This window comes from Xanthomonas fragariae, assembly GCF_017603965.1.
In the GTDB taxonomy this organism is placed as follows: domain Bacteria; phylum Pseudomonadota; class Gammaproteobacteria; order Xanthomonadales; family Xanthomonadaceae; genus Xanthomonas; species Xanthomonas fragariae_A.
Window position 1 is genome coordinate 2,103,337 of record NZ_CP071955.1, and the last position, 23,104, is coordinate 2,126,440.

General features: G+C 62.7%; 20 protein-coding genes, 1 other RNA gene and 3 pseudogenes. 14 read left to right on the forward strand and 10 right to left on the reverse strand.

Annotated elements, in window-relative coordinates:
• Nucleotides 1-50: 50 nt before the first annotated feature.
• Nucleotides 51-218: pseudogene (locus J5I97_RS09865) on the forward strand (response regulator); the annotation flags it as partial.
• Nucleotides 219-518: 300 nt separating this feature from the next.
• Nucleotides 519-2,466: pseudogene (locus J5I97_RS09870) on the forward strand (methyl-accepting chemotaxis protein); the annotation flags it as partial.
• Nucleotides 2,467-2,726: 260 nt separating this feature from the next.
• Here J5I97_RS09870 and J5I97_RS09875 read toward each other — a convergent pair.
• The 5 genes from J5I97_RS09875 to prmB all read right to left on the reverse strand — a co-directional run bounded on the left by J5I97_RS09875 (nucleotide 2,727) and on the right by prmB (nucleotide 7,329).
• Complete coding sequence (locus tag J5I97_RS09875; RefSeq protein ID WP_208586253.1) at nucleotides 2,727-3,752, reverse strand: aspartate-semialdehyde dehydrogenase; 1,026 nt, start codon at nucleotides 3,750-3,752, stop codon at nucleotides 2,727-2,729.
• An 86-nt stretch (nucleotides 3,753-3,838) separates the two neighbouring features.
• Nucleotides 3,839-4,942: a 2-hydroxyacid dehydrogenase gene (locus J5I97_RS09880; protein ID WP_208586256.1), complete on the reverse strand. Its 1,104-nt coding sequence runs from the start codon at nucleotides 4,940-4,942 to the stop codon at nucleotides 3,839-3,841.
• Complete coding sequence (aroC, locus tag J5I97_RS09885; protein WP_208586258.1) at nucleotides 4,935-6,038, reverse strand: chorismate synthase; 1,104 nt, start codon at nucleotides 6,036-6,038, stop codon at nucleotides 4,935-4,937. Before aroC ends, J5I97_RS09880 begins: the two co-directional genes overlap by 8 nt.
• A gap of 18 nt (nucleotides 6,039-6,056) precedes the next feature.
• Entirely contained in the window at nucleotides 6,057-6,413 is a 357-nt protein-coding gene (locus tag J5I97_RS09890; protein ID WP_208586260.1) for a hypothetical protein, read from the reverse strand.
• A complete protein-coding gene (prmB, locus tag J5I97_RS09895; protein WP_208586262.1) occupies nucleotides 6,403-7,329 on the reverse strand; it encodes a 50S ribosomal protein L3 N(5)-glutamine methyltransferase in 927 nt (308 codons plus the stop codon). Before prmB ends, J5I97_RS09890 begins: the two co-directional genes overlap by 11 nt.
• An 80-nt stretch (nucleotides 7,330-7,409) precedes the next feature.
• On the opposite strand from prmB, the gene J5I97_RS09900 reads away from it, so the two are divergent.
• Genes J5I97_RS09900 through msrQ form a run of 3 tightly spaced genes read left to right on the forward strand, consistent with a single transcriptional unit; the run spans nucleotide 7,410 to nucleotide 9,607 of the window.
• A complete protein-coding gene (locus J5I97_RS09900) occupies nucleotides 7,410-8,060 on the forward strand; it encodes an SCO family protein (RefSeq protein WP_208586264.1) in 651 nt (216 codons plus the stop codon).
• The gene (gene asd / locus J5I97_RS09905; protein ID WP_208586266.1) at nucleotides 8,057-8,905 is read left to right on the forward strand and encodes an archaetidylserine decarboxylase; all 849 of its coding nucleotides are present in this window, start codon (nucleotides 8,057-8,059) and stop codon (nucleotides 8,903-8,905) included. The genes J5I97_RS09900 and asd overlap by 4 nt, the downstream gene beginning before the upstream one ends.
• 45 nt (nucleotides 8,906-8,950) lie before the next feature.
• Complete coding sequence (gene msrQ, locus J5I97_RS09910) at nucleotides 8,951-9,607, forward strand: protein-methionine-sulfoxide reductase heme-binding subunit MsrQ (RefSeq protein WP_208586268.1); 657 nt, start codon at nucleotides 8,951-8,953, stop codon at nucleotides 9,605-9,607.
• Here the strand turns inward: msrQ and J5I97_RS09915 are convergent.
• A complete protein-coding gene (locus J5I97_RS09915) occupies nucleotides 9,549-10,358 on the reverse strand; it encodes an FHA domain-containing protein (protein WP_208586271.1) in 810 nt (269 codons plus the stop codon). The genes msrQ and J5I97_RS09915 overlap by 59 nt on opposite strands.
• A gap of 249 nt (nucleotides 10,359-10,607) precedes the next feature.
• On the opposite strand from J5I97_RS09915, the gene J5I97_RS09920 reads away from it, so the two are divergent.
• The 3 genes and pseudogenes from J5I97_RS09920 to J5I97_RS09930 all read left to right on the forward strand — a co-directional run.
• Nucleotides 10,608-10,883 (forward strand): polyhydroxyalkanoic acid system family protein, encoded by a 276-nt coding sequence (locus J5I97_RS09920; RefSeq protein WP_208586273.1) that lies wholly within the window; start codon nucleotides 10,608-10,610, stop codon nucleotides 10,881-10,883.
• Nucleotides 10,884-11,047: 164 nt separating this feature from the next.
• Nucleotides 11,048-11,617, forward strand: a complete 570-nt coding sequence (locus J5I97_RS09925; protein ID WP_208586274.1) for a phasin family protein — start codon at nucleotides 11,048-11,050, stop codon at nucleotides 11,615-11,617.
• Between the two features lie 52 nt (nucleotides 11,618-11,669).
• Nucleotides 11,670-11,929, forward strand: a pseudogene (locus J5I97_RS09930) (restriction endonuclease); the annotation flags it as partial.
• A gap of 195 nt (nucleotides 11,930-12,124) precedes the next feature.
• Here J5I97_RS09930 and hutC read toward each other — a convergent pair.
• On the reverse strand, nucleotides 12,125-12,850 hold the full coding sequence (hutC, locus tag J5I97_RS09935) for a histidine utilization repressor (RefSeq protein WP_208586275.1): 726 nt from the start codon (nucleotides 12,848-12,850) through the stop codon (nucleotides 12,125-12,127).
• A gap of 246 nt (nucleotides 12,851-13,096) precedes the next feature.
• Here hutC and J5I97_RS09940 point away from each other — a divergent pair.
• Nucleotides 13,097-13,172, forward strand: a non-coding RNA gene (locus tag J5I97_RS09940) — sX9 sRNA.
• Nucleotides 13,173-13,176: 4 nt separating this feature from the next.
• Here the strand turns inward: J5I97_RS09940 and J5I97_RS09945 are convergent.
• Complete coding sequence (locus J5I97_RS09945) at nucleotides 13,177-14,553, reverse strand: formimidoylglutamate deiminase (protein WP_208586276.1); 1,377 nt, start codon at nucleotides 14,551-14,553, stop codon at nucleotides 13,177-13,179.
• A gap of 60 nt (nucleotides 14,554-14,613) precedes the next feature.
• Between J5I97_RS09945 and hutI the strand changes: the two genes are divergently transcribed.
• The 5 genes from hutI to J5I97_RS09970 all read left to right on the forward strand — a co-directional run bounded on the left by hutI (nucleotide 14,614) and on the right by J5I97_RS09970 (nucleotide 21,391).
• Entirely contained in the window at nucleotides 14,614-15,819 is a 1,206-nt protein-coding gene (hutI, locus tag J5I97_RS09950) for an imidazolonepropionase (RefSeq protein ID WP_208586277.1), read from the forward strand.
• A 13-nt stretch (nucleotides 15,820-15,832) separates the two neighbouring features.
• Entirely contained in the window at nucleotides 15,833-17,374 is a 1,542-nt protein-coding gene (gene hutH, locus J5I97_RS09955; RefSeq protein ID WP_208586278.1) for a histidine ammonia-lyase, read from the forward strand.
• 171 nt (nucleotides 17,375-17,545) lie between these two features.
• The gene (gene hutG / locus J5I97_RS09960; protein WP_208586279.1) at nucleotides 17,546-18,409 is read left to right on the forward strand and encodes an N-formylglutamate deformylase; all 864 of its coding nucleotides are present in this window, start codon (nucleotides 17,546-17,548) and stop codon (nucleotides 18,407-18,409) included.
• Nucleotides 18,410-18,425: 16 nt separating this feature from the next.
• Nucleotides 18,426-20,150 carry a urocanate hydratase gene (gene hutU, locus J5I97_RS09965; protein WP_208586281.1) on the forward strand — a complete coding sequence of 575 codons (1,725 nt, stop codon included), beginning with the start codon at nucleotides 18,426-18,428 and terminating at the stop codon, nucleotides 20,148-20,150.
• A 512-nt stretch (nucleotides 20,151-20,662) separates the two neighbouring features.
• Nucleotides 20,663-21,391: a hypothetical protein gene (locus J5I97_RS09970; RefSeq protein ID WP_208586282.1), complete on the forward strand. Its 729-nt coding sequence runs from the start codon at nucleotides 20,663-20,665 to the stop codon at nucleotides 21,389-21,391.
• Between the two features lie 101 nt (nucleotides 21,392-21,492).
• Here J5I97_RS09970 and J5I97_RS09975 read toward each other — a convergent pair whose 3' ends face one another.
• A complete protein-coding gene (locus J5I97_RS09975; protein WP_208586284.1) occupies nucleotides 21,493-22,395 on the reverse strand; it encodes a hypothetical protein in 903 nt (300 codons plus the stop codon).
• Nucleotides 22,396-22,450: 55 nt separating this feature from the next.
• A complete protein-coding gene (locus J5I97_RS09980) occupies nucleotides 22,451-22,966 on the reverse strand; it encodes a hypothetical protein (protein WP_208586286.1) in 516 nt (171 codons plus the stop codon).
• Between the last annotated feature and the right edge of the window lie 138 nt (nucleotides 22,967-23,104).

Sequence of the window (23,104 nt, forward strand, 5' to 3'; positions counted from 1 at the left end):
TTATCACGCGCATGTGAAAGACCGGTGCGCACGACTGAATCGCCGCGACCTTGGCCGACAACGCGCGACGGCTTTACTCTGCCCTGCCCAGCGTGTTCATGACCGGCGACGCAGGCTCCATCGCCAAGCGTGCTGATTTTCTAGACACCGGCATGCGCTTGCCGACCAAGCCCTTTTCATTGCGCGACTTGCCGGGCATCGTGCAAACCACGCTGTAACCGGAGGCAACCCACACACATCCAAAGCGACGTTTGCACGCACTGCGGCTGCCACTCCAGCAACTGCACGACACGCCGCTCCAGGTCGACCGCCAGAGACGGGTTGAGGCCCACCCGCACCTGAATCCGGCAGGCGCTGGGGTTTCAGCTCAAATGATTGGGGTCGCTAACGACTGCATCGAGACACCATCGAAGCAGCGGCGGTTGGGCTGATTCCAGGGGTATCCCGAGCATTTTCGTCTTCCTGCTGTTGCCGGGACCATCCACGCCTCTGTTAGTCGGATCACCGATCGAACCCTTATGCATTTGTTTTCGAATCTGCGCATTGGTCAGCGCCTGGCTCTGGGCTTCCTCGCGATCATCGTGCTGATGGTGATCCTCACCGTGGTCGGCATCCAACGCGTCCGCAGCATCGACCAACAGCTCACCGCCATCAACGAGGTCAACAGCGTCAAACAACGCTATGCGATCAACTTCCGTGGCAGTGTCCACGACCGCGCGATCGCCTTGCGTGACGTCGTACTGATGGACGATCCGGCACGAGCAATCGATCGACAAGCTCGCAGCAGACTATGCGCGCTCTGCGCAGCCGCTCGATGACATGATCGCTGCCTCTTCGGATGCGAAAGAAAAGGCCATCCTCGAGCAGATCAAGGCCGTCGAGCAGCGCACCATGCCGTTGATTGTTCAGGTGCGCAGGTTCCGCAATGCCGCCGATAAACCGCAGGCAGAACAACGCTTGCTGCGCGACGCGCGCCCAGCCTTCATCGCTTGGCTGGCCAGTATCGATGCCTTCATCGATCTACAGGAAGCCAAGAACCGCGAGGCCGCCAAAGAAGCCGTGGCTACCGCGCGCGGCTTTGCGATATTGATGGTGATCTCCACCATCATCGCCTTGTTGCTGGGTGCGGCGATCGCGTTTTTGCTGACACGCAGCGTGGTGCTGCCGTTGCGCCTGTCGCTACGGTTGGCAGAGCGTATCAACGAAGGCGATCTGCGTAGTCAGGACACTCCGACCTGCGACGACGAATCTGGTCAACTGCTGCGTGCCATGCAGCAGATGCAGCGTCGCCTGCAGGATGTGATCTCCGCACAGCGCGCCATGGCCGCCCGCCACGACGCCGGTGAGATCAGCTATAGCACCGACGCGCAGCGCTTTCCCGGTGAATATGGTGACATGGTGCAAGACACCAACGCCTTGGTGCACGCGCACGTGCAGACCCAGTTGCGCATGACCGAGGTCATGGGCAACTACGCCATCGGCAACTTCGCACCTGAGATTGAACAGTATCCCGGTGAAAAAACCGCTATCACCGCCACTATGCAGCAAGTCAGACAGAACCTGTACGCCATCAACGCACAGATCCAGCAACTTACCCAGGCTGCGTGCGCCGGCAACTTCGCGCTACGTGGCCAACCGGAAAAGTTCGAGCACGACTTCCGCCTGATGGTCGAAAACCTCAATACCATGATGGCCATTTCAGACACTAATCTGGCCAAGTTCTCCGGCCTGCTACGCTCCATCGCCGAGGGCGATCTGACCGTGCGCATGTCCGGCAACTTCCATGGCGTGTTCGCCTCGATGCGCGACGATGCCGACAGCACCGTGCACCGCCTTACCGACATCGTCACGCGCATTCAGACCACCTCCAACAGCATTAGTTTTGCCGCCGAAGACATCGCTAGCGCCAATCAGGAGCTGGCGCGCCGCAGCGATCGACAAGCCGCTAATCCGGAAGAAACCGCCGCCTCGATGGAAGAGCTGACCTCAACGGTCAAGCAGAATGCCGAACACGAGGGCCGCGCCAATCAGCTCGCGCTCGGCGCCGCCGCGATCGCCTCGGAAGGACGCGAGGTGGTCGGCCAGGTCATCGAACAGATGTCCGGCATCGCAGCTTCGTCCAAGCGCATCGCCGACATCATCTCGGTCATCGACGGCATCGCGTTCCAGACCAACATCCTCGCCCTCAACGCCGCAGTCGAAGCTGCACGCGCCGGCGAACAAGGCCGCGGGTTCGCCGTTGTCGCATCGGAAGTGCGTACCCTCTCGCACCGCTCCTCTGACGCGGCAAAACAAATCAAACGGCTGATCGACGACTCCGTGCAACGCGTCGCCGATGGCGCCACGCTGGTACGCAAGGCCGGCACCACCATGGGCGAGGTCGTCACCAGCGTCCAGCACGTCACCGACATCATTGGCCACATTTCCGCCGCCTCGCAGGAACAAGCCGGCGGCATCGAATTGGTGGTCAGCGGTGCGGAGCGGGTGATGCGTGGCGCCGACGTGGCTGGCGCCAAGGCAAACGTGCGGCGCACACGCCGTGCCGCTGACTTTCAACCCCGCTCGGGAAGCGGCCTGTGGCACGCCGACACTGCGTCGCGTGCTAGCGCGCGCTATATCCACGGCTTCTACATTCCAACCCGCCTCTACTCCGCACCGGGATACCGCCGACCCGCAAGGAGCGTTTGCCTGCTGATAGGCAGAGGTATCTGCCGGGTTCCAGCTGCTCAACCTTCCTGTGCGACCAGCTCGGCCAGCTGCACCGCATTGAGCGCCGCGCCCTTGCGGATGTTGTCCGAGACGATCCACAGATTCAGACCGCGCGGATGCGACAAGTCTTCGCGAATGCGACCGACGAACACCGCGTCCTTGCCGGAGGCGTGCGTGACCGGGGTCGGGTAGCCGCCGGGCTTGCGCTCGTCTACCACTTCCACGCCTGGCGAGACTGCCAGCAACGCGCGCGCTTCTTCGACGGTGATCTTGTCGCGGGTCTCGATCGCCACCGCTTCGGAGTGCCCGTAGAACACCGGCACGCGCACTGCCGTGGGATTCACCTGGATCGACTCATCTCCCAGAATCTTGCGGGTCTCCCAGACCAGCTTCATCTCTTCCTTGGTATAGCCGTTGTCCTGGAAATCGTCGATATGCGGGATCAGGTTGAAGGCGATCTGTACCGGGAAACGCTGCGGATCGATCTGCTGGAAGCTCAGCAATTCGCTGGTCTGCTTGCCCAACTCTTCCATCGCCGAACGCCCACCGCCAGACACCGACTGGTAGGTCGCCACATTGATGCGCTCGATACCATACTTGCGATGGATCGGGCCGAGTGCGACCAGCATCTGCATGGTCGAGCAATTGGGGTTGGCGACGATGCCGCGCGGGCGCTGCCTGAGCGCTTCGGGATTGACTTCCGACACCACCAGCGGCACGTCGTCGTCGTAACGGAATGCCGAGGAATTATCGATCACCACCGCACCGGCAGCGGCGAACTTGGGGCCGTATTCCTTGGACACGCTGCCGCCTGCGGAGAACAGTGCGATGTCCACGCCGGTGGGATCGAAGTCGGCCAGATCCAGCACATCGACCTTGCCGCCATTGAACTCCACCTGCCCGCCGGCCGAACGCGACGAGGCCAGCGCGTAGAGGGTGGCGACCGGGAAGTTGCGCTCGGCCAGGATGCTCAGCATGGTCTGGCCGACAGCGCCGGTGGCGCCCACGACCGCGACGTTGAAACGACGGTTTTCGTTGCTCATGAGGATGTCTTTATCGAAAGTAGTGAAAAGGGGAACGCGCTGCAGACTGGGTTCGGGGAACCTCCAAAGCTGGCCGCGGAGGTTCCCTATCGTTTGGTCGAAATGGTTTTGGTGGCGCCGGTTTTGATCGCGCTAGCTTTGATCGCGTCATTCTCGCTCGGGCCCAAACTCGCGCCGCGCTGTTTGGCAGCGGCAACCGCATCGGCATTGAGCGCGCTCGGCGGATGGCCGGCATCGGGGCCTGCGCCCAGCGCGGCGATCAGATTATCCACTGCCAGCTGCACCATCGCGCGGCGCGTGGCCAGGCTGGCACTGCCGATGTGCGGCGTCAGCACCACGTTATGCAAGGCCAGCAGTTCGGGACGTACCGCAGGCTCGCCTTCGTAGACATCCAGGCCGGCACCGGCCAGGCGCCCGTCGGCCAGCGCATCGGCCAGCGCGAGTTCATCGACAAGGCCGCCGCGCGCGATGTTCACCAGTGTGGCGGTGGCGCGCATCTTGCCCAGCGCTGCGGCATCGATGATGTGGTGCGACTGCTTGGTGTAGGGCAATACCAGCACCAGATGATCGGACTGCGCCAGCAGTGTGTCGACATCCACGTACTGGGCGCCGAGCGCCTGTTCGGTGTGGGCCGGCAACTGACTGCGGTTGTGATACAGCACGCGCATGCCGAAGCCGTGCGCGCCGCGGCGTGCGATGCCCTGCCCGATCCGGCCCATGCCCAGGATGCCGAGCGTGCTGCCGTGGATATCGGCACCGAGCATGGTCTTGAACGACCACTGCCCCCACTGCCCATCGCGCAACCAGCGCTCGGATTCGGTGATGCGGCGCGCAGTGGCCATCAGCAATGCAAAGCCGAGATCGGCGGTGGTTTCGGTCAGCACATCCGGCGTATTGCTGGCCAGGATGCCGGCCGCGCCCAGCGCGTCGAGATCCAGATTGTTGTAGCCAACGCCGACGTTGGCGATGGCGCGCAACTGCGGTGCAGACGCGATTTCTGCAGCACCAATACGCTCGTTGAGAGTAATCAACGCACCATCCAGCGATGCCAGCTGCGCAGCCAGCTCGGCCGGCGAATACGCGGTGGCGCGTTCGGTGGTGGTCAGCTCGAAATGTTCGCCCAACTGCGCGACGACATCGTCGAACAGCGGCTGGCTGACCCACACCTTGGCGCGCCGCGACTCAGACATCGAGCTGACCGGGAATACGTGGCGACACCTCGCCGACATCGCCGCATTGCGCACGATGACGCAGCGCCTGATCCATCAACACCAGCGCCATCATCGCCTCGGCGATCGGGGTGGCGCGGATGCCCACGCAGGGGTCGTGACGACCGGTGGTGATGACATCCACCACGGCGCCGTCGGCATCCACCGTCGCGCCGGGCAGGCGCAGGCTCGAGGTCGGCTTGAGCACCATCGAAGCGGTGATCGCCTGACCGGTGGAAATGCCGCCCAGAATGCCTCCGGCATGATTGCTGAGAAAGCCTTCCGGTGTGATCAGGTCGCGGTGTTCGGTGCCCTTCTGCGCGGCACTGGCGAAGCCGTCGCCGATCTCCACGCCCTTGACTGCATTGATGCTCATCAACGCGGCGGCGAGTTCGGCATCGAGCTTGCCGTAGATCGGTTCGCCCCAGCCCGCCGGCACGCCACCGGCCACCACGTCCACGCGCGCACCGACCGAATCGCCGGATTTGCGCAGCGCATCCATATAGGTTTCCAGCTCGGACACCTGCGCGGCATGCGGCCAGAAAAACGGATTGTCCTCGACCGCATTCCAGTCGAAACCGGTCGGGCGGATGTCGCCCAGCTGCGACAGGAAACCGCGCACCAGCACGCCATACCGCTGCTTGAGCCACTTCTTGGCAATCACGCCAGCGGCCACACGCATGGTGGTCTCGCGCGCCGACGAGCGACCGCCGCCACGCGGGTCGCGGATGCCGTACTTCTGCCAGTAGGTGTAGTCCGCATGTCCGGGACGGAACTGCTGGGCGATGTTACTGTAGTCCTTGCTGCGCTGATCGGTGTTGCGGATCAGCAGCCCGATCGGCGTGCCGGTGGTGCGGCCCTCGTAGACGCCGGACAGAATCTCGATGGCGTCGGCCTCGCGGCGCGCGGAGGTGTGCCGGCTCTTGCCGCTGGCGCGGCGCTGTAAATCGTGGGTGAATTCTTCCGGCGTAATTTCCATCCCCGGAGGGCAGCCGTCGACAACGCAGCCGATCGCCGGCCCATGCGATTCGCCGAACGTGGTGACCGTTAGCAAGCGGCCGAAACTGTTACTGCCCATATCGATATCCTCTCAACATCATCCTCTCAACATCGTGGCAGACGGCAGCGCGCGCACGCTGCGCGGTAGATGACGTGACGCCACCAGCATCGGTGCCACGATCAGCGTGCGACGCCGGTGCGCACGCCAGGTCGCCTCAGAGCTGGCGACCACGATCCAGGCCCACACCAGGCCGAAAAACGCCATCAAGCCGAACCCAAGCTCCGCCGCTGCGCTCAACCAGCGCTGTGAAGACGGGCCGGCGTACACCAGGTCGAACAAACGCGACGCCACATCCATCAAACCCAGCGCAATGCACACACCGAACATCAAGACCGACACCAACAGCACGATATCGCTCAGCTGCGGCCGCGTTGCGTGCGGCTCAGCGCGCACTGGCCAACTCGGTGATGCGTACGCTATGCGCGATCAACTCGCGGCATTCGACCGCAAAAATGCCCATCTGCCCGACCTTGAACTCCACCCAGGCCAAATCCACTTCCGGCAGCAGCTTGATCAGGTGCTGCTCGGACTCGCCCACTTCGCAGATCAACAAACCGTCTTCGCTGAGGTGCTGCGGCGCATCGCGCAGGATCTTCAGCACCAGGTCCAGACCATCGTCGCCTGCACGCAAGCCCAGCTCCGGCTCGTAGGAATACTCCTGCGGCAGCGCATCGGTTTGGTCGTTGGTGACGTATGGCGGGTTGGTCACGACCAGGTCGTACTGGCGGCCGGCCAGACCTGCGAACAGGTCCGACTTGAGCAGGGTGACGTTGTCGGCGTGCAGGCGCGCCTTGTTTTCGGCGGCTAGTGCCAGCGCATCGTCGCTGATGTCCACGCCGTCCACGTGCCAATGCGGGTTGTAGTGGCCCATCGCAATGGCGATGCAGCCGGAGCCGGTGCACAGGTCCAGCGCGCAAGTCACTTCGCGGCCGCCAAGCCAGGGTTCGAAGCCGGCCTCGATCAGCTCGGCGATCGGCGAACGCGGCACCAACGCGCGTGCATCGCTCTTGAAGCTCAAGCCCGCAAACCAGGCTTCTCCGGTGAGATACGCAGCCGGCACACGCTGGACGATACGGCGCTCGAACAAGCTCAGCACCTGCTCTTTTTCCGAACGCAGCAGGCGCGCCTGGCCGTAGGCCGGGCCCAGATCATGCGGCAGATGCAGGCTGTGCAGGACCAGTTGGGTGGCCTCGTCCAGCGCATTGTCGTAGCTGTGGCCGAAAGTCAGACCGGCTGCATTGAAACGGCTGGTGCCGTAGCGGATCAGGTCGATGATGGTGTGCAGTTGGTCGGCCGCAGCGGCAGTCATGGCAACAACTAAAGATGAATCGGCCGCCGATTATAGAGGTCGGATCGGTATCATGAGCGTCCGTTGCACCGGAAACCGCCATGTTCAATCGCAATGCCGGCATCGTGCTGCTGGTGGCGCTGGCCGCCGGCCTGGGGCTGTTGCTGTGCCAGAAGTTCCTTGGCGGTGCGCCCAGTTCGCCTTGGCCACCCACCCAGACGATCAGGTTTTATCCGCAACTACGTCCGTTGCCGCAGTTCAGCTTGCGCCAGTCCGACGGCACCCAGTTAGTGCCTGGTGAGCTGAAAGGGCATTGGACGCTGGTGTTTCTTGGCTTCACGTTCTGCCCGGATGTCTGCCCGACGACGCTGACCGATCTTGCCGTGGCGCAGCAGCAGTGGGAAAGCATTCCCGATGGATTACGCCCGCGCGTGCTGTTTGTCTCGGTGGACCCGCAGCGCGACCCGCCTGCGCGCCTGGGCGAATATGCGCACGCCTTCCATAAAGACACGTTGGCGGCCACCGCCGATGTGCCCGCGCTGGAGCACTTTGCCACCGCGCTGGGCTTCGTGTTTCAGAAGGTGCCGGGCAAAGGGTTTGCGCAGAATCCCAACGACTACAGCATGGATCACTCGGCCGGCATCGCCGTGCTCGATCCGCAAGGCCGTTTGGCCGGCTTGATGCGTCCCCCGCTCGACCCGAAGGCGATCGCCGCCGACCTCCAAAAGCTGACCAAGGTAACTGCTCCGTGAGTCTCGTCACTTCCCTGACCTACGTGCTGCCGCACCGGCTACTGTCCTCGCTGGCGCGCGCGCTTGCCTATTCCGACACCCCGTCCACCAAGCAATGGTTGATCGACACGGTGACGCGCAAATTCGGCGTGGACCTGAGCGAAGCGCTGGAACCGGACCCGCGTGCGTACCCTACCTTCAATGCGTTCTTCACCCGCGCCCTGAAGCCGGGCGCGCGCCTTGCCGACCCCGATCCTGCGGCACTGTTGATGCCGGCCGACGGCCGTATCAGTCAGCTCGGCCAGATCGACAACGGCTGTATTTTCCAGGCCAAGGGGCAGTCGTTCACCGCTGCGGAATTGCTTGGCGATGCGGAGGCGGCGCTACCGTTCGACCACGGCCTGTTCGCCACCGTTTACCTTTCGCCCAAGGACTATCACCGCGTGCATATGCCGTGGACCGGCACCTTGCGCGAGACCGTGCATGTGCCCGGCCGCTTGTTCAGCGTGGGACCGGATGCGGTGCGCAACGTGCCGCGCCTGTTCGCGCGCAACGAGCGCCTGGTGTGCCACTTCGACACCGACTTCGGCCCGATGGCCTCGGTAATGGTGGGCGCGCTGTTGGTGTCAGGCGTGGAAACGGTGTGGAGCGGCGTGGAGATTCCGCGTTATGGCGATCGCATTACGCGCAAGGATTACCGCGGCAAGGGCATCGTGCTGGAGCGGTTTGCGGAGATGGCACGCTTCAACTACGGCTCGACCGTGATCGTGCTGCTGCCTCCGGGTGTCGCCACGCTCGATGGCGGACTGACTGCAGAGACGTCGGTTCGGCTGGGACAAGCGCTCGCACGCCGGCAAGTGAGCTGACGCGCATTCCCGCGCAGTCTGTTTTCCTTATTCTTTCGAGATCGCATGGCCAAGCCTTCCGCCCCCCTGATCGCCGCCAAGACGCTGGTGCATGCCGCCGGGTTAGCGCCGATTGCATTGCTCGGCTGGCAGGTGTGGCAGGTGTGGCAGGCCGGCAGCGATGCGCTGGGCGCCGACCCGGTGGCCGAGATCGAGCATCGCACCGGGCTGTGGGCGCTGCGGTTCCTGCTGATCACGCTGGCGATCACCCCGCTACGGCAGCTCACCGGCCAGGCAGTACTGATCCGCTTGCGCCGTATGCTGGGCTTGTACGCGTTCTTCTACGCAACCGCACACTTGGCCGCGTATCTCACGCTGGATATGCGCGGCTTCTGGACGCAGATCTTCGAAGAGATCCTCAAGCGCCCTTACATCACGGTCGGCTTGGCGGCGTGGCTGCTGCTGATCCCCTTGGCAATCACATCGACCCAGGGCTGGATGCGCCGGCTCAAGCGTAACTGGGGCCGCCTGCACATGCTGATCTATCCGATCGGGCTGTTGGCGGTGCTGCACTTCTGGTGGCTGGTGAAATCCGATATCCGCGAGCCGGCGGTGTATGCCGGCATCCTGGCCGTGCTGCTCGGGTGGCGGGCCTGGAAAAAACTCAGCGCGCGCCGAACCACAGCAAAGCGCTCAGCGCCGCCGCCAGCAACGCCGCGCTGAGCAGCAACCACGGCCAGCGCGCGACCTTCATCGGCGCACGCGTCGGCTCGGCGATGGCACGTTGTGGCGGCAGCGGCTCGGTGTCGGGCAGATCCCAAGTGGTGCCGTGATGGGTGCGCGGCACCTCCACAACGAACCGGTGGCGGGCATCGAACACGACCTGGTCGCCGGCCTGCAGCCAGCCGTCGCGTACTTGTACGCCATTGATCCAGCAGCCTTCTTCGGAGCCGAGATCGCGGATCAGCACACGGTCGCCATGGCGTTCCAGGCGCGCGTGCTGGGCAGCAAACGCCGGGTCGTCGATCACGATGTCCGATGCGGCGTCGCTGCCGACCAGCCGCGAGCGATCCAAGGTGAAACTGCGCCCGTGCTGGCGACCGCCCAGGCCGCGCAGCAACAAGCAGACTTCGCTCAACCTGGCAGTCTCGTCCTGGATATCGTCGACCGGCGCGCTCGACGGCGCGCTACGCAGCAGCATTTCCACCCCGTCGGCGTAGATCGCATCGCCCGGACGCAGCAGCGCCATGCGGCGCACCGGACGTCCATTGACGTGGATGCCGCGGATGCCGTTGGCAACTTGCAGCCACAGGCCGCGCCGATCCAGGCAGAACTGCGCCAACAGCAGCGCGCCCTGCGCATCGTCCACCACCAGTACGCTGCCGGTGGCATGACGTACGATCCGGTGGACACCGGGTTTGAGGAAATGATCCGGCTGCTGCCGGTGGGTGAAATGAACTTGCAGATCGCGCACCGGTCGTAGCCTAGCAGGTTTGCTATCGAGAGCGCCCATCAACGATGTGACCAGCTGCCGTCAGTGGATGCGCATGGCGCGCCGGAACTGGAGTGTGAGTCCGTACCGATCCAACGCGCGTGCTTGCGAGCCGGATGCAGCACAGACATTTTTCCTTGTGTTGTCGGTGCCGCAGCGCGCCGCTGCACTTGGAGCCTGGCTCGCGCATGCGCACAATGCGCCGCTCCTTTCGCATGACTCATCTCACCCATGTCCAGCATCGATATCCGCCACGACCATTCCTTGAAGCCGGCCCAGACCCGTGCGGCAATCGACGAGGCGGCGCGCAAGCTGACCGATCGCTACGGCATCGCCTCGCACTGGGAAGGCGACACATTGCGTATTTCGCGTGCTGGCGTGGATGGGGCGATCACGCTGCTGCCGCAGCAGGTTCACGTCACGGCCGAGCTCGGTTTTCTCTTGTCGGCGGTTCAGCCGATGGTGGAATCGGAAATCCGCCGTCTGCTGTCCGAAAAACTCACCTGAGTCGCTGGATCTGCGAATGCGACGCTTCAGCGCCAAGTCACCCACCTTGGACTTGATGGGCGGATGCTTGCAGCACGCCTTATCAGGCAGCGTTTCACCTGCCCGATGCAGGGTCGGCACTAGGGTAAACGCAACGTCACTTTGGCAACCTACAGGAGCATCGAATGACGACCGGATACGATCGGAACGGCAACCGCGGCAACGCGGCCCAGGGCTTTCAGGCGCAAGCGGAACAGATCTCGCGCCGGCTTGGCGAATCGGCGCAAACCGTGTGGCTGGCAGGACTCGGCGCGCTGGGTCGCGTCCAGAATGAAGGCGGCAAATTGTTCGACTCGCTGGTGCGCGAAGGCGCCGCCTACGAGCGCACCGGCCAGCGCAAGGCGGCCGAAAGCGTCGAGGAGCTGCGCGAGGAAGTGGAAACCCACTTCGAGCAGGCACGCGACACGGCGGTTCGTGGCTGGGACAAGCTGGGCAAGGCGTTTGACGACCGCGTCAAGGGAGTGCTGCGCACGCTCAACATCCCGGAACAGGAAGAGTTGGAGAACCTGCGTCGCGAAGTTGAATCCTTGAAGGCCCAGATGCGCGCCAATACTGCCGCCACCAAGCGTGCCAACCGCACTGCGCATCAAGCAGCGCAGGCGGCCAGCAGCAGCGATTCGGCCAGCCAGAGCTCGTCGACAACGTCCGGAACCGGTTCGACGCCAACCAACACCGGCGCTTTTGACGGCGAATAAGGCGGCGATCGATACAGCTGCGTCATTCCAATCGACCCAGTTGCCGAAGGACGGCGTGGCAGCGGTGAACGAATTGGGGGCGATGGCACGGCTGGCCGTTGCCAACGGTGGCGTAATGGTTACCGTTGGCCACATCGAGCGCGAAGGCATCGCCGTTGCGGACAAGCAATCCGTCCAAGTACTGGAAGGCGCGCATCTGTGGCCGCTGCTCAAAAACCCTATCTGCCTGACGACGTCGAGACCGGCGTGGTCGGCATGGCGCGCCGCTGCGCGATTCGCCACAGCGTGATTGCCGGTACAGCGCTGGCAACGAAGACAGCGACGCATAGCCGCTGATCTGCCGCAAACTGGAACGCTACCCGTACTACGCACGGTGCGCGTGCAGCTCGACCCGCGCCCAGGTGTCGCCGAGCCGGTGCGTTGACATCAGTGCACCACGATTTGATCGGGTTGATGATGCTTATGGGCGATCGGATTGCGCGCGACTTGGATACGTTACGCCAGACCTCAACGCATCCTGGGCGCGAACCGCGCGATCAGATCGTACGAGCCACCCAAAAACAACTGACGCACATAGGTGACCGGTTGGCCACCGCGCCAGGTATGGCGATCGATGACCAGGCAGGCTGCACCATCATCCACTTGCAACCTCTCTGCTTGCGCAGCGTTGGCGTTGACCGCGCTGATGCGGTGCTCGGCGCGCGTCCAGGGCACGTTGCGCAACAACCAACTGCCCGGCGCTATGTCGGTGAACGATTGCGCTAACGCTTCGGGCACGGTGGTGATGTCGATCACGCGCTGCTCCAGCGCTAACGGGCGGCCACCGGCCAAGTGGACGCTTTCCAGCGCAAGCACTTTGCCGGTACTGCCCAACGCACGTTCCTGCGGCACTCGCTGCCGCAGATTGCGCAGTTGCCGCGACATCAACGAAAACTGGTAGACCTGACCACGCGTGGTCGTTTCCACTTCGATATCCGGGATCGACAGCGCGACCTGTTCCAGATGCGGCCGCGCCACGAACGAACCGGTGCGACGGCGGCGCTCGATCATGCCGGCATCGGCCAGCAAGCCGAGCACCTTGTTCACGGTCATGCGCGAGCACCCGTACTGGGTCATCAACTCGTGCTCGGGCGGCACGCGGTGACCCGGCGGCCAGTCGCCGCTGTAGATGCGTTGTTCCAGATCCTGGCGGATGCGTTGATGCAAGGTGCCGGGCGCGGTGGTGGTGGTCAAAGCTCAGGTCTCCGGAAAGAGCGGCTATCCAAAAAAATGGTGCGTCGCCGCCAGGGGTGGCGACCGGTGCTCGATGCGCTGTGTGCCATTGGCACACCGCAGTTATGAGCGCACTGCCCCATGTCTGACGACTGCTGGCCAGGTGTTATTAGCCACTCCAAGCACCGTATTGTGCGGGCATCTGCGTAGAGCGGCTAACAAAACGACTTCGCCGCCAGGCGGGCGCGGCCGGTGCTGGGAATTGGCATGTACCACGCTTACACTCCGGTTCCTGCGCGCCGTCCGCACCCACCTGACGACTGCTCGCTACGTTTTGTTAGCCGCTCTTATTTGCTCAGCAACGATTGCAGTACGCCGGCAAAACGCGCGGCAATACGCGCGCGATCGACATGTTGCCCATCGCGTACCACCCGCTTCCCACCGCGCCAGACATTGCGCACGGCGCTGCCGCGTGCGGCGAACAACCAGCTATCAAGCAGTGCGTCGTCGCTGCGTGCCAGCAATGCCGGATGGATGAGGTCTAATTCGATCAGATCGGCCGCTGCGCCTGCGCCGATTCCACATTGCGCAATGCCCAGCGCCTGTGCTGCACCATTACCCGCCTGGTCGAACAGCCAACGCCCACTGGAAACGTCACCTTGCGCCAGCAGATTACGGGCCTGCTGCTTCAAACGCTGGCCGTATTCGAGCAAGCGCAGTTCTTCGGCCGCATCGATCAGCACATTCGAATCCGAGCCCACGCCGAATCGCCCACCCGCAACAGCAAACGCCTGCATCGGAAACAGCCCGTCGCCCAGATTCGCCTCGGTGATCGGGCACAGCCCGACCACCGCATCGCTATCGACAATCGCCTGCAGCTCGCGTGCATCCACATGCGTGGCGTGCACCAGACACCAGCGCGCATCCACTGGTGCGTTCGCCAGCAGCCACTGCACCGGACGCTGACCAGACCATGCGATGCAGGCGTCGACCTCGCGCTGCTGTTCGGCGATGTGGATGTGGATCGGGCCGATGGTGAGCGGCACCAGTGCGGCCAATTGCTCAGGCGTGACCGCGCGCAGGCTGTGTGGAGCGAGCCCGAGCACCGCGTCCGGCAGCGCTTTGAGGCTGTGCGTGCAGTCGTCGAGCAAACGTGCGAAACCGTCGATGTCGTGGATCAAACGACGCTGCGCTGAGCTGGGTGCAACGCCACCGAAATCCGAATGTGCGTAGAACACCGGCAGCAAGGTCAGCCCGATGCCGGTATTGGTAGCGGCGGCAACGATGCGCTCTGACATTTCGCCAGCGTGCGCATACGCCGCGCCGCTGGCGCTGTGGTGCAGATAATGGAATTCGCCGACGCGGGTAAAGCCGCTTTCGAGCATTTCCACATAGGCCTGCTCGGCGATCGCTTGCAGGCTGTCCGGGTCGAGCCGGTCGACGAAGCGATACATCAACTCGCGCCAACTCCAGAAACTGTCGCCGCTGCGCCCGCCTACTTCGGCCAGGCCAGCCATGCCGCGCTGAAACGCATGGCTGTGCAGGTTGCACAAGCCCGGCAGCAGTACCTCGCTGCGCACATCGGTGGCAGCAGTTGGCGTGTCGGGCTGCACTGCGGCGATACGCCCTTGCGCCAGCGCGATGCGTACATCGCTGGCCCAGCCCTCCGGCAACAGCGCCCGGGCTGCCCATATCACCTGCGTGTGCGTTTGCTGGTCCGCCACTGGACACCCTCGATCACCGACTTTATTGTATATACATATCAGACACCACGAGCCTGCGCCATGCATTGCGACGTTCTTTGGCACAACGCGCAACTGATGACCCTGGACGCCGCCGATGGTGGCCTGGGCAGCGTGGACGCTGGCGTAATCGCCTGCCAGGACGGTCGCATCGTTTACGCCGGACCGGCCGGACAGGCGCCAACGCTACAGCCAGACACCGCGCACGATTGCCAACGCCGCTGGATCAGCCCCGGCCTGATCGATTGCCACACCCATCTGGTATACGCCGGCAATCGCGCTAACGAATTCGAGCAGCGTCTGCGCGGTGCCAGTTACGCCGAGATTGCAGCGGCCGGCGGCGGTATCGTGTCTACGGTGCGCGCGACCCGCGCCTCCGACGAGGCGGCTTTACTCGCAGCTAGCCTGCCCCGCCTGGACACCATGCTTGCCGAAGGCGTCACCACGCTGGAAATCAAATCCGGCTACGGGCTGACGCTGGATGACGAAATCAAGCAATTGCGCGTGGCCCGCCAACTCGCCGCGCTGCGCAAGGTCGAAGTGGTGCCGACCTTTCTCGGCGCCCATGCGGTGCCACCGGGCAGCGATGCGCAGACCTATATCGATACCGTCTGCACGCAGATGATTCCGGCGATCGCCGCACAAGGTCTTGCCGAGGCGGTGGATGTGTTCTGCGAGCATCTGGCATTCTCGCCCGCGCAAGCCGAACAAGTCTTCGTTGCTGCACAAGCGCACGGGTTGAACATCAAGATCCACGCCGAACAACTGAGCAATCAGCACGGTGCAGCACTGGCCGCACGCTACGGCGCGTTGTCGGCCGACCATGTCGAATATCTGGACCAGGCCGGCATCGCTGCGATGGCTCGTGCCGGCACGGTGGCAGTGCTGCTGCCGGGCGCATTCTATTTCACCCGCGGCACCCAGGTGCCGCCGATCGCCGCGTTGCGCGCTGCCGGGGTGCCGCTGGCCTTGGCCACCGACTGCAATCCAGGCACCTCGCCGCTGACCAGCCCGCTGCTGGCGATGAACATGGCCGCCACGTTGTTCCGTATGACCGTGGACGAGTGCATCGCCGGCTTTACGCGCGAAGCCGCACGTGCGCTCGGACGCAGCGAGCGCCTGGGCCGGCTGCGTGCCGGCATGGATTGCGACCTGGCGATCTGGGACATCGATGCGCCGGCCGATCTGGTCTACCGCATGGGCTTGAACCCTCTTCATGCCCGCGTCTGGCGCGGGCATCTGTGCTGAATCCGGAGCCGTCATGCCTGTTTCTGTTGTATTGCAGCCCGGCCAGGTCACTCTGGCGCAGTGGCGTGCACTCTATCGCGGCGGCGCCGTCGCACTCGACGACGCTTGCGCGGCCGCCGTACTGCGCAGTGCGCAGACGGTGGAAGCGATCGTCGCACGTGGCGAGCCGGTCTACGGCGTCAATACCGGCTTCGGCAAGTTGGCCGGCGTGCGCATCGAGCGCGAAGATCTGCAAACCCTGCAGCGCAATATCGTGCTCTCGCATGCGGCCGGCGTTGGTGAGCCCATAGCGGTGCCGGTGGTGCGCTTGATGATGGCGCTCAAGCTCACCAGCCTGGCGCAAGGTGCATCGGGTGTGCAGCCGGACACACTGGCGTTATTGGACGCGATGCTGCGCCTTGGCATCACGCCGGTGGTGCCCTGCCAGGGATCGGTCGGCGCGTCCGGCGATCTGGCGCCACTGTCGCATCTGGCCGCGGTAATGATCGGTGTTGGCGAAGCGCTCGTCGGCGGGCAACGTTTGCCGGCTGCCGACGCGCTCGCACAGGCGCAGCTGCAGCCGCGCGTGCTCCGAGCAAAAGAAGGCTTGGCGCTGCTCAACGGCACCCAGTTCTCCACCGCCTGCGCATTGGCCGGCTTGTTCGAGATCGAAACCGTCTTGCAGGCGGCACTGGTCACCGGCGCGTTGTCGGTGGAGGCGGCCAAGGGCTCGGATACACCGTTCGATGCACGTATCCATGCACTACGCGGACAACCGGGGCAGATCGCTACCGCTACGGCGTTGCGTGCCTTGATGGCCGATTCGGCGATCCGCGAATCGCATCGGCTCGGCGATGTGCGCGTGCAGGATCCGTACTGTCTGCGCTGCCAGCCGCAGGTGATGGGCGCCGCGCTGGATATCATGCGTCAGGCAGCACGTACCCTGGAGATCGAAGCCAATGGCGTGTCCGATAATCCCTTGGTGTTCAGCGATACCGGCGAGGCGTTGTCTGGCGGCAACTTCCACGCCGAACCGGTGGCAATGGCGGCCGACATGTTGGCGATGGCGGTCTGCGAAATCGGCTCGATCAGCGAACGCCGCACTGCGATGCTGGTCGATCCCGCGTTGTCGGGCCTGCCGGCGTTTCTTACGCCACGTCCGGGCTTGAACTCCGGCTTCATGATCGCGCAGGTCACCGCCGCGGCCTTGGTATCGGAGAACAAACAGCGCGCGTACCCGGCCAGTGTCGATTCGATTCCGACCTCGGCCAATCAGGAAGATCACGTATCGATGGCTGCGCACGGCGCGCGACGCTTACTGGCAATGGCCGAAAACGCCGCGCACGTCATCGGCATCGAACTGCTCGCTGCAGTGCAAGGCTGTGATTTCCACGCGCCGCTACGCTCCAGCACCGCGCTGGAAGCCGCACGCACACTGTTGCGTGCGCAGGTGCCGACGCTGCAGGACGACCGCTATTTCCATCCGGACATATTGGCCGCCAGTGCAGTGGTGCGTTCGGGTGCGCTGGCGCAGGCGGTGGCGATTGCATTACCGGGTATGGAGCAGGAGGCATGAGTCGGCAGGCTGCGACCAATGTACTGAGCTTGGCAGCGCGACGTTCAAGTACGCGACGTTGCGCAGCATTGCCGTACGCAATGGCAGCGCAGTGCACGCCAATCACGGAGTGCGCATGCACGCGTGCGAGCAGCGCGGCACATTTACTGCACTGGCGACAGGAGCACAGCGATGAGCCCCCTGCCCGACTGGCTTGAACTGCACCGCGGCAATGCGCCGCTGATCATCAATTTCCCGCATACCGGCACCGAACTGCCGGAAGAGGTTGCCGATCGATTCGTATCGCCATGGCTGGCGCGTCGCGATGCCGATTGGTGGGTGCATCAGCTCTACGATTTCGCGCAGTCGCTGGGCGCCACCACGCTGCGCACCGCAATTTCGCGCTCGGTGATCGACGTCAACCGCGACCCCAGTGGCGCATCGCTTTATCCGGGCCAGAACACCACCGGCCTGTGCCCGCTGACCACCTTCGACAATCAGCCGTTGTACGCCAATGGCGCCGCACCGGATCAGGCGCAGATCGAGTTGCGCCGCACGCGCTGGTTCGACCCGTATCACGCTGCGCTTGCCGAGGAAATTGCGCGCTTGCGCAAGCAGCACGCGCAGGTCGTGGTCTACGACGCGCATTCGATCCGCTCGTTCATCCCGCATCTGTTCGATGGCGAGCTGCCGCAGTTCAACATCGGCAGCAACGACGACCGCAGTTGCGACCCGGCCTTAGTCGATGCGGTGGAGAAGCTGTGCCGCAGCAGCGGGGCCAGCACGGTGCGCAACGGGCGCTTCAAGGGCGGCTGGATCACCCGCCACTACGCGCAGCCCGAGCACGGCGTGCACACCCTGCAGATGGAGCTCGCCTGCCGCGGTTACATGCAGGAGCCGGACACCATCACGCCAGAGAACTGGCCAACGCCGTGGCAGCCCGCGCATGCCGCAGCGTTGCGCGCGGTGCTGCGTCACGTGCTGCTGGCCTGCCTGCAATTCGCTAACGCAACAGATCACTCACCCACCACCACGCAGCGCGCGGCGACCCGTTGATTGCAAGGAACCCGGCATGACCCGTCACGATGCAACCCGCGTCATCCGCGCCGCCACCGGCACCATGCTCACCGCCAAGAGCTGGCTCACCGAAGCGCCGCTGCGCATGCTGATGAACAACCTCGACCCGGACGTGGCCGAGCGCCCGCAGGAACTGGTGGTCTACGGCGGCATCGGCCGCGCCGCGCGCGATTGGGAGTCCTTCGATGCGATCGTCGCCACGCTCACGCGTCTAGATGACGACCAGACCTTGCTGGTGCAGTCCGGCAAGCCGGTTGGCGTGTTTCGCACCCACACCGATGCGCCACGCGTGCTGATCGCCAATTCCAATCTGGTTCCGCGCTGGGCCACCTGGGACCACTTCAACGAACTCGATCGAAAGGGTCTGGCGATGTACGGCCAGATGACCGCCGGCAGTTGGATTTACATCGGCGCCCAAGGCATCGTGCAAGGCACTTACGAAACGTTCGTGGAAATGGGGCGCCAACATTACCGCGGCGATCTGTCGGGGCGTTGGTTGTTCACCGGCGGCCTCGGGGGCATGGGCGGGGCGCAACCGCTGGCCGCAGTGATGGCTGGCGCCTCATGCCTGGCGGTGGAATGCCGCCGTTCCAGCATAGACATGCGCCTGCGCACCGGTTACCTGGACACCTGGACCGATTCGCTGGACGAATCGCTGCGCTTGATCGAAGAATCCTGCGCGAACAAAACGCCGCGCTCGATCGGCCTGCTCGGCAACGTCGCCGACGTGCTCGAAGAGCTGCTCAAGCGCGGCATCAAACCGGATTTGCTGACCGACCAGACCTCCGCACACGACCCGATCAACGGCTACTTGCCACAGGGTTGGAGCGTTGCGCAGTGGGACCAGAAGCGTGTCAGCGCGCCGAAGGACGTCGAACACGCTGCACGCGCATCGATGACCAGGCACATCCAAAGCATGCTCGGCTTCCACGCGCTCGGCGTACCCACCGTGGACTACGGCAATAATCTGCGCCAGATGGCATTGGAAGCCGGCATCGATAACGCATTCGACTTTCCCGGCTTTGTGCCGGCCTACATCCGTCCGTTGTTTTGTCGCGGCATCGGACCGTTCCGCTGGGTCGCGCTCAGTGGCGATCCGGCCGACATCGCCAAGACCGATGCCAAGGTCAAGGAGCTGATCCCAGACGATGCGCATTTGCACCGCTGGCTCGACATGGCGGCCGAAAAGATCGCATTCCAGGGGCTGCCCGCACGTATCTGCTGGGTCGGTCTGGGCGACCGGCACCGGCTCGGCCTGGCATTCAACGCGATGGTACGCAGCGGCGAGTTGAAAGCGCCGGTGGTGATCGGTCGCGATCATCTGGATTCGGGCAGCGTGGCCTCGCCCAATCGCGAAACCGAATCGATGGCCGACGGCTCCGATGCCGTCTCCGACTGGCCACTGCTCAACGCACTGCTCAACACCGCAAGCGGCGCCACCTGGGTGTCGCTGCATCACGGCGGTGGCGTCGGCATGGGCTTTTCGCAACATGCCGGCATGGCCATCGTCTGCGACGGCAGCGACGCCGCCGACAAGCGCCTCGAACGCGTGCTCTGGAACGACCCGGCCACCGGCGTGATGCGGCATGCCGATGCCAGCTATGAGATCGCCACCGAGTGCGCTAAGGAGAAGGGCTTGGACTTGCCTGGAATTCTTGGCGAGCCGATGCCTGTTATAGAGGCCCTATCGCGCAATCGACATCCCAGCACTTCATGGTGATCCGGCCAAACCACCGATTAAAAATTTTCAGGGCGGATTCAACTCCAATTCGCCATGCAGACGGTCTCGTTCTGACAGGTCCAGACGGCTGGACGACCTGAGCGACTCCACTTGGCGGTGAAGTCGCTCAGGTCGGGTCGCCTAGACCACTTCACAACCGTTGGTGGTGCGATACGGAGTTGAAGCGGCCCCCGGAAACACGCTACTACGCCGGTTGGGCACCCGTGTGTTGCTACGGCAACGGCCCATGCCCGAACAAACGACGCCTCCCGCCACCCCGCATCGACTGTGGTAAAGGCCGGAGCAGGTGGCGAACCCGCCGCCCTGAACGGGTGCACGGCCACAGGAGGCTCGAGACCGGTACGCCTGCTCATATCGCGGAGGCGCCTGCGTATGCCCGACATCGGATTGCCTGCCCTGCACCGTAAGGTCAAGCGCCAGACTGCTGGACAATCATCCTCAAGAACGCCGCTGGCAGGTCGAAAACGTATGTAACGCTTGGAGGAGCATACATGGGCATCCTGATCTACTTAGTGCCGGCCTTTGCGTTGTGGGCGACGATCGCATCGGCGATGGCTTTTATGCTTGGCCGTCAGCTGCATGCCGAGTACAACCAGCACGCAAGCACACAGGATAGGCTTGCCCGTTACCAGGCTGCATTGTCGCAGTTGAAGGCGCGCGCGGCCGCCAGCGCACTTGAACTGGAGGCGGTACAGCGTCGCTATGCCGATCTCAAGCAGTTGCTGGAACAACAAGAGCAGAAGGCGTCGGAGCAGCAGACCGCCGCTGCCAACCCAGTGATTCCGGTGGTGATGGTGCAGCGGTTGGACATCGCCAACGAGATCGGAACACTGTTCGCACACGTAGCACGCGTGGCGCGCAGCCTACGCCGCTACAGTGCTTACAGCCGCGGCCACAATGCGCCCGAGCCGAGCACCGCCCGCTACGACCTGCATTGGCTGGCGGATTGTCTGCACAGCTTCGACCACATCGGCCATGCCTTGACCGGCAACAATATCGCCGCGTTGATCACCGCATGCCAGGATCTGCTGTCGATGTACGACCACTATTTGAAGGATGGCTCCGGCTACAACAGCCGCGACACGTTCCAACGTCTGAGCAACGACGTGCCACTGTCCGAGGCAACCGATGCCATCCGCTCGATCATCGTCAAGGCGACACTGGCGCAGGATGTGCGCGATGCGGTGCAGGACGATGAGGTTGCGGCGAACGTTGGGTGAGCTGTCCAAGCGCTTCATCGCGCAGCGCCCAGCCCAGCTTGTCGGCCTTGGCGCGCGACACCATCAACGCCCGGAATGTGACATGTAGTCTCTACCTGTGCCTAGACGCCCTGGTTGCGCCATTTTCCGCCTGCACTTTTCCACTTTTTCACCGCATCGATCAACTCTTTCTTTTTACTTCCATTAGTTGGCCATCCGTGAACCTCGGCAACTAATTTTTTGTCGCGGAAAAAGTAAAAACCTGGAGTCGACCAATCCGTTATCTGACGCCACGCGAGCCAGTTATATGCCATTGCCATCTGCTGCTCGGCATGCTTCGAATTCCACTCATCAATTTCTTCCAGATGAAGACTCGTCTCAGGCGGGACAATCCAAAGACTCCCCTTCAAATCGCCACTCAAATTGGAATCGTGAATAATAGCGTCGCCGGCAGCACGCGTGAAATGGCATAAAGGAGAAGCAATGACGACTACACCCGAATCCAGCAACCCTTGATCGACGGACTCGATCATCAGCGAATGGCCGACATGTTTCATGGTCGCTGGCGCATCCGTTACAGGACCTCGCCTATCCAAACTAGGTGGAATTGTCGCCTGAAGCCCGTGCGACTTCGCGAAGTCGTTTGCTATCTTCAACTGCCTTGACTTGACCAACACCCCAATGACATCGTGCAGGTCACGCTCAGTGGCCACATGCCGGTCGTCAAGTAAATCATAAAGACTGGCAACCTCCAGGGAGATTGCCTGATCCTTCGAATAGAAAGCACTGGTGACAGCAGCATCGAAGCGCTCCCTCGTCCTTTGTAAATCATGCACATCCGCCTTCTCTGGGTAGAGTTCTCTATAAGACTCGACAAGCATCTGATGCTGAATACTTGGAGGCAGTTTTTGCACAACGCCTGCCAGCTGCTCCACTTTGCGAGAAGCATCGATGATAGGCAAGGCGTACCCCTCAGGGGCGATACAGGAAATGATGAATCCACTTAGAATGAGGAAGAATTTCATTATTGACCGAATTGAAAGGGAGCGATGGAAACCACCGCTCCAGATTCATTAAAGCCTAGCAGTTTGGAGTACACGCCGACCGCTGGCTTTCGCCACATGTTCCACGTCCTTCACAGCGATATCCTTCCAGAAATCCACCATTTTCCATAAGGGGCACCGCATTCAGATGCCTGTCCAAATCCGTATGAGGTATCGCTTTAATTTTATAAGCGCCCCCTTCTAGCCCAAATAGAGCCAGAATGCTATAGACCTGTGTCGGAGAAAGCCTTCTCAGAGGTGATGGATCGAACTCCGTTAAACCTCTCTCATTGAATTTCAAGCTATTAACAAACTCATCTCTTAGATTTGGCGAAATACCACTGAACGCAGAGATCTCCTGGGGCATAGACTGGATGTATAAAGACAAAGCGCGCCTTGTCTTTAGAGGAGCCATTTGCAGAGAAAGACGTTCATTACCAGCGACTTGCTTTACGATGGCACTCACGACTGGATCCCCCGCATCTTCGGCGTGCAACTGCGACGCTACAAGAGCCCCTATTGTTAATAAAGAAACGAGCAAGAATGACTTCATCTTGATCCTCCATTATAAATTTGACCACTAAACAAAATTTTAACCGGCGGCCAAGCAACTGGTTGTAAAACCAGCGAGGCCATGCTATTTCACTCCAATCAGCTAATTTGATAGGCACCTCACACAATTCGATAAAAT

Bases quoted from the DNA above. Each gene is read 5' to 3' on its own strand.
- aroC (WP_208586258.1), bottom strand. From the start codon at position 6,038: ATGGGCAGTAACAGTTTCGGCCGCTTGCTAACGGTCACCACGTTCGGC.
- hutH (WP_208586278.1), top strand. From the start codon at position 15,833: ATGCCTGTTTCTGTTGTATTGCAGCCCGGCCAGGTCACTCTGGCGCAG.
- J5I97_RS09920 (WP_208586273.1), top strand. From the start codon at position 10,608: ATGTCCAGCATCGATATCCGCCACGACCATTCCTTGAAGCCGGCCCAG.
- hutI (WP_208586277.1), top strand. From the start codon at position 14,614: ATGCATTGCGACGTTCTTTGGCACAACGCGCAACTGATGACCCTGGAC.
- J5I97_RS09975 (WP_208586284.1), bottom strand. From the start codon at position 22,395: ATGAAATTCTTCCTCATTCTAAGTGGATTCATCATTTCCTGTATCGCC.
- msrQ (WP_208586268.1), top strand. From the start codon at position 8,951: ATGGCCAAGCCTTCCGCCCCCCTGATCGCCGCCAAGACGCTGGTGCAT.
- hutG (WP_208586279.1), top strand. From the start codon at position 17,546: ATGAGCCCCCTGCCCGACTGGCTTGAACTGCACCGCGGCAATGCGCCG.
- prmB (WP_208586262.1), bottom strand. From the start codon at position 7,329: ATGACTGCCGCTGCGGCCGACCAACTGCACACCATCATCGACCTGATC.
- J5I97_RS09875 (WP_208586253.1), bottom strand. From the start codon at position 3,752: ATGAGCAACGAAAACCGTCGTTTCAACGTCGCGGTCGTGGGCGCCACC.
- J5I97_RS09970 (WP_208586282.1), top strand. From the start codon at position 20,663: ATGGGCATCCTGATCTACTTAGTGCCGGCCTTTGCGTTGTGGGCGACG.
- J5I97_RS09880 (WP_208586256.1), bottom strand. From the start codon at position 4,942: ATGTCTGAGTCGCGGCGCGCCAAGGTGTGGGTCAGCCAGCCGCTGTTC.
- J5I97_RS09900 (WP_208586264.1), top strand. From the start codon at position 7,410: ATGTTCAATCGCAATGCCGGCATCGTGCTGCTGGTGGCGCTGGCCGCC.
- J5I97_RS09925 (WP_208586274.1), top strand. From the start codon at position 11,048: ATGACGACCGGATACGATCGGAACGGCAACCGCGGCAACGCGGCCCAG.
- J5I97_RS09980 (WP_208586286.1), bottom strand. From the start codon at position 22,966: ATGAAGTCATTCTTGCTCGTTTCTTTATTAACAATAGGGGCTCTTGTA.
- hutU (WP_208586281.1), top strand. From the start codon at position 18,426: ATGACCCGTCACGATGCAACCCGCGTCATCCGCGCCGCCACCGGCACC.